We start from the raw sequence: 5,247 nt of genomic DNA on the forward strand, positions 1-5,247 counted from the left end.
ACTAATTTGATTCAGGCGGTGAAGCAAGGCTTCCTCAACTTCATGAAGAATATCGGGAAGCACCTCCAGCAAGGATTAATTGGCTGGCTGACAGGCACAATGGCAGAAGCTGGTATTCAAATGCCAGAAAACTTAGACATCAAAGGGATCTTTAGCCTAGCAATGCAGATTTTGGGCTTCACCTATGAAGCAATTCGCGCCCAAGCCGTGAAAAAATTGGGTGAAGAAAAGGTCAGTCGGTTGGAACAAACTGTTGATGTATTTCAAGTCTTAGCCAGTGAGGGAGTGGCGGGGATATGGGACTTTGTCCAAGAGAAAATGGGCGACCTCAACGCCTTGGTGATCGAACCCATCAAGAACTTTATCATTGAAAAGGTGATTACAGCCGGAGTTGAGTGGGTTATCGGCTTGTTAATACCGGGTGCAGGCTTCATTAAAGCTGCTAAGGGGATTTATGAGATTGTCAAATTCTTTATTGAACGCGCCCAGCAGATTGCCGATTTAATTAATGCGATACTGGATGCCATTGGTGCGATCGCTAGTGGTGCGATCGATCAAGCAATCAAAGGTGTTGAAAATGCCCTTGCTAAATCTTTACCAGTCGTCATCAGTTTCCTAGCAAGTCTTTTGGGCTTAGATGGAATTGCCGGCAAGATTCAGGCAATCTTCCAGAAGTTGCGGAAACCGATGGAAAAAGCAGTTGATTGGGTAATTGATAAGGGTGCGAAGGCGTTTAATAAAGTTGGCAACAAGGTTAAGAATAGCAAGTTGGGTAAGAAGGCCGGAAAACTGAAAGATTCGGCGAAGGAAAAATATAAAGCCGGTAAGCGGTGGGTTGAGGATAAGAAGGAAGCTGCCCACAATTGGGTTGACGGCAAGAAAAAATCAGTCAAGGATAAGTTTGACAAGTTTGGCAATAAAGTCAAAGATAAGTTTGGGTTTGCCAAAGATAAGGATAGTAAGGAGAAGCAAGGCAAAGATCACAAGACCGATGAGCGCACAATGGAGCAAAAGAAAGCTGACGTTCACAAAGCTGTGGTCGATGCTGAGAAGATAATGGAGCAAAAGGGTGCTACGCCAGATAGCATTAAGGCAAAATTACCAGCTATCCAATCACAGTACAAATTAACTGCGATCAATCTAGTAAAAGAGAAAAGCAACAAATACCATATAGAAGCAAAGATTAACCCTAAAGAAAATTCAGATTCCATTTCTCTAGGGGATGGTGAAAGAAAACCTGCAACAATCAAGAAGATATTCTTTGCATCTAAGGAGAATCAAAAACAGACCCCAGAGGGTGAAGCTTGGTATGGTGACTGGTTATTAAAAAAATTGAATAGTTTTGCACCAGGTTTAGACGATAGCAAACTAAAAACGAGAAAAAATACTATTAGAAGCATCAGAGGTGACGATAATACATGGACAGAGCTGCAAGGTGCTATTTATGCTCCGTTCATAGAAGACAATCGCCAAGCTATCCAGACTCTTCAAGGAGAAATGGATGATTGTAAGTATTTACTGAGTCTTGAAAGGGGAGGAGCATTCCTAGCTGATCAGTTAACAAAAGGAAAAAATCTTCCTAGTAAAAAAATTGAAAAAAGAACTCTAAGCGAAGAGGAAGCTCAAGCTCTCAACACGAAAACAGATGCTCACAAAGTTCAACAGCAGTACGATCTAAAAGAAGGTATTAAGCAACTGATGAGCGGTAAGGAAAATGAAAATATCACCATAGCTATCGCAGAGACTCTAGTAGGTGGTGGCTCTAGAGATGCGTTGATCAAAACCGTGAAAGAGATACTAGAGAGTGGCGAATATCCTAATCTTAAATTTAAACTTCTTCTGCTACAACAAACAATACATACAGAAGATGAAGGACAAGGTATAGTACGGCAAGGATTAACTAAAGTTAGTGGGATAACGGAAGCGAATCGAATACAAATTGTTACTGGATCGACAAAATATATTCTTGGAGAAGATGTGGGTTATCAATTGGCTAAGAGTGGCGGTAATTCAAATAAACCAGTAATTGTGTTTCAAGGAACTAAAGAAACGCTAGTTGCTTACCAAATAACTCCAGAAAATAATACAACAGCAAGAGATATAATTACAGACCTGAATGCAGGAGCCTACACTGGCCTTCTGCCAGGGATATTATAAGATCCCATGATGGAAAAGGAAAAACACACCTTTATTCTTTAATAAGCGGTGAGAGTTTGGACAAATTTTTCTTGGTCGTAGTCAGTAATAATCCATGTCCTAGTACTAGGAGATAATTTTGCTCCCCACTGGCCATTATCGCAGTACAGATCAACCTCAGCCCAAGTCCCGATAGATTCATCAATAGCACAGCAAGCAGCTAAAGGATCGTGAAATTTTTTGCCAGCAGGTTTCTTTTTCAAATAGGCATCCATCCCTTTCCAAATGTAGGCAAGAGCCTTGCTTTTGTCTTTTACTGCCTCGAAATGCTTGTGCATCTCTTGGTCATAGTAAACTTTATGGCAGACGTTTTTAGACACAAAACGTCTAATACCAATACCTGAATACTCTAAAGCTGCTAACGCCGATTTTGAATCTCCATTCAGGTTATAGCTAGGACAAGTGACCATCCCCTTGAACTTCTCCAACTGCTGTTCAGGAGGAATCACACCTTGACCAGCAAATCCCCCTTGGGTAACTAAACGACCTAGTTTCAACACTTCTCCCCCTGGTATTGAACTAAGGGTTATGGCAGCACCAAGGTTCTTAAGAGGCGCACCCGTAATCAGGGTTGTGTTCTCGTCACAGCAACGCAGCAGAACCTCACCTCCCGGTTCAGCATCGTAGGAGGGAGGTATGTTTCCATAGACTTTGTAGTGCCATCCAGAGACGCACTGCTTTCCATGCTCAAGATTATAAGCTCCCACGGGGATATTCAAACCAAACCATTGCGTGAGTGCGTGTCGAACTAATCCAATTTGATCGGGTGTACCAGGAGTGACGGTTACTGCCTTAAGGTTAACCTGGGGATGTCCAATTAAAAAGAGTAGAGTTAGGAAGTCATCAGGATCGCTGGTTTCCATGTCCCAAACTACATTAATCACCCTTACCTCTATGTGCTTTAAACATCAACTCTTATGTAATCTAACTCTTCCATTAACCGATCAAAGTCTATTGGGTTGTTTTCAACAGGTTGTACTAAGGCATAAACGAAAGGAAATTTGCTTTTTGTAACTTCTTCAAATTTATATTCTATTAATTTTTCCTCAACATCAATTGTATTTTCTATTAAAAGTAGTTGATAACCCATTATTTTATTAGTATCATAAAGCGGTTTGATATTTTCCTTTGTCTTTTGAATAGTTCCTTTGCAATTTACTAAATTCCCAATAGAATTAAAATGAACATATTCATGGGCTAATTCATTATTCATTTTATTTTGACTCTCTGTTTTTCACGGCTATCTAAATCCTTACTATAGGAGTAGTATTTGATTTGGAAAAAAGATACATACGTAGGGTGTGTTATCGGCGAGAGTACGGCACCATCCTCAAGGGTTTGGTGCGTTACAAACTGCATTCTAACACACCTACAATACCTAATTTTGTTCAAAAATCAAATATGATTCCTATATCTTTAATATTAACCAAAAATTCTTAAACAGGATGACCAATAACTTTGAACATCTCCAGTTAAACGGAGACTTAACCCTACATGACTCCTCCCAAACACCCCTAATAGTTTGCGCGATCGCTATTGACCAAGTATTAGCCCTGTTCTGTCAGATTGGGAAAATGCAATACCTGAAAGGTTTACGGGGCTTGGGTTTTGACATTTTATGCAGCAATTTTATTTTTTAATACATAAAAAAGCGCCAAACCTTGATGAAATAAGAGTTACAAAAGATGGATTCGATTATTGTTTTCCGAGAGTGACAAAACAGGGTTAGCGGCTGATGCCCTTGGATGTAGTTTAGGGCGATAGTAAGATTTTGGGAAGTGCGATCGCGCTTGACACCAATCCAATTGATAATGGTGCAATCAGCGCAAAACCAAAAGCGTTGCCTACGGCGGCTCCTTTGGAGCATCGCTCGATCCTGGCTTGGCAGTGGGATAATGTGTAGAGCGATCGCACTGAAACCCGATTTATTAGCGAAACATATTCCACTAACTCAGGTGAGCAATACTCACTAACTAAGCCTGCCATAAGAATTCCAGTGCTTCTCAAAAGTGCGATCTCTAGCTCGATTGTTTACCACAGAATATGTTTACAACAGATAGTTTTGTCACCGCTCAAGCTAAATATTTAGCTGAAGACATGATTGAGTCCGATATTGAGGGTATTGTTGAAAAAGGGCAGGATTATGAGGCTTATTTACAAGAAAGAGGAGTTTTTTGACTGAATATGACTACTTATACTGAAAACCATCAACTTAAAAATGAATTGATATTACATGATAGCTTCCTATCCTCTATAAGTATCAATAATGTTTCTCTAAACTTCATCAAACAAGATGATCAAATCATCGAATGTCGTCTCACATTCCCAGTAAACCTAGAACTCTACCAACGCATTGACAAAGATGCTCTATTCAATCTTAAACCAGAAATACGCAGCCCTTTTATTGGCGGTAAATTCCTCTTGGGAACTGATATTACCATCGAAATCACACTCCAACCTGACTTACTCCCACAACTACTAGAAAATGCTAATAACATTGAAGAAGCAGCTACATATATTTTAAAACTTAGTCAACATTTCGACTTCGCTCAATGCCAGCAATCAGAAAATCAAGAAAATATCAACCCTTTATTAAATACCGAAAATTGGCTATGTTTATCAGTTAAACAAACTCAAGATAACAAAGAAATTGGTTATAACACCTTTTGGAATTACGTCAATCCTAATACTATCAATAATCCTGATAAAATTAGTGAAGGAATAGTTAATTTTTTCCAAGAATGGACACAAACCAATTTATCAACAACAGGAATTATAAATAATAGTATTAGTGATATTTTCAAGAATTTCACTGATGAGATTTTTGGAGAAACAAATAATAATACTCAAACAATGCTAACAACAATAATTAACTTTTTCATAGAAGATGATTGGACATTTACCAAAATAGAAGGAGAAACTAGTTTCAGACTAGGTTTTCAAGGAGATAATGGGAGATGGAATTGCTACGCTAAAGTCAGAGAAGAACAAAAACAATTTGTATTTTATTCTATTTGTCCTGTACAAATACCAGAAGATAAAAGATTAACC

The 5,247-nt window shown here is 38.9% G+C and carries 5 protein-coding genes and 1 pseudogene; 4 read left to right on the forward strand and 2 right to left on the reverse strand.

Features of this window, described 5'->3' with window-relative positions; translation table 11 throughout:
* The coding region (locus FJR38_RS12240; protein WP_217360016.1) for a hypothetical protein at window positions 1-2,157 on the forward strand (2,157 nt) is incomplete at its 5' end.
* A 38-nt stretch (window positions 2,158-2,195) separates the two neighbouring features.
* On the opposite strand, the gene FJR38_RS12245 is transcribed toward FJR38_RS12240, so the two are convergent.
* Window positions 2,196-3,080 (reverse strand): nucleoside hydrolase, encoded by an 885-nt coding sequence (locus FJR38_RS12245; RefSeq protein ID WP_168537313.1) that lies wholly within the window; start codon window positions 3,078-3,080, stop codon window positions 2,196-2,198.
* Between the two features lie 17 nt (window positions 3,081-3,097).
* The gene (locus FJR38_RS12250; RefSeq protein WP_168494390.1) at window positions 3,098-3,409 is read right to left on the reverse strand and encodes a hypothetical protein; all 312 of its coding nucleotides are present in this window, start codon (window positions 3,407-3,409) and stop codon (window positions 3,098-3,100) included.
* A gap of 232 nt (window positions 3,410-3,641) precedes the next feature.
* Here FJR38_RS12250 and FJR38_RS12255 point away from each other — a divergent pair, with 232 nt between their 5' ends.
* From FJR38_RS12255 to FJR38_RS12260, 3 genes and pseudogenes are all read left to right on the forward strand, one after another.
* Window positions 3,642-3,836 (forward strand): hypothetical protein, encoded by a 195-nt coding sequence (locus FJR38_RS12255; protein ID WP_168494392.1) that lies wholly within the window; start codon window positions 3,642-3,644, stop codon window positions 3,834-3,836.
* Window positions 3,837-4,239: 403 nt separating this feature from the next.
* Window positions 4,240-4,374, forward strand: a complete 135-nt coding sequence (locus FJR38_RS29015) for a hypothetical protein (RefSeq protein ID WP_256366795.1) — start codon at window positions 4,240-4,242, stop codon at window positions 4,372-4,374.
* A gap of 6 nt (window positions 4,375-4,380) precedes the next feature.
* Window positions 4,381-5,247: pseudogene (locus FJR38_RS12260) on the forward strand (YbjN domain-containing protein); the annotation flags it as partial.

The organism is Anabaena sp. UHCC 0253 (genome assembly GCF_009712085.1).
Taxonomy (GTDB): Bacteria; Cyanobacteriota; Cyanobacteriia; order Cyanobacteriales; family Nostocaceae; genus Dolichospermum.

Bases quoted from the DNA above. Each gene is read 5' to 3' on its own strand.
- FJR38_RS12250 (WP_168494390.1), bottom strand. From the start codon at position 3,409: ATGAATAATGAATTAGCCCATGAATATGTTCATTTTAATTCTATTGGG.
- FJR38_RS12255 (WP_168494392.1), top strand. From the start codon at position 3,642: ATGACCAATAACTTTGAACATCTCCAGTTAAACGGAGACTTAACCCTA.
- FJR38_RS29015 (WP_256366795.1), top strand. From the start codon at position 4,240: ATGTTTACAACAGATAGTTTTGTCACCGCTCAAGCTAAATATTTAGCT.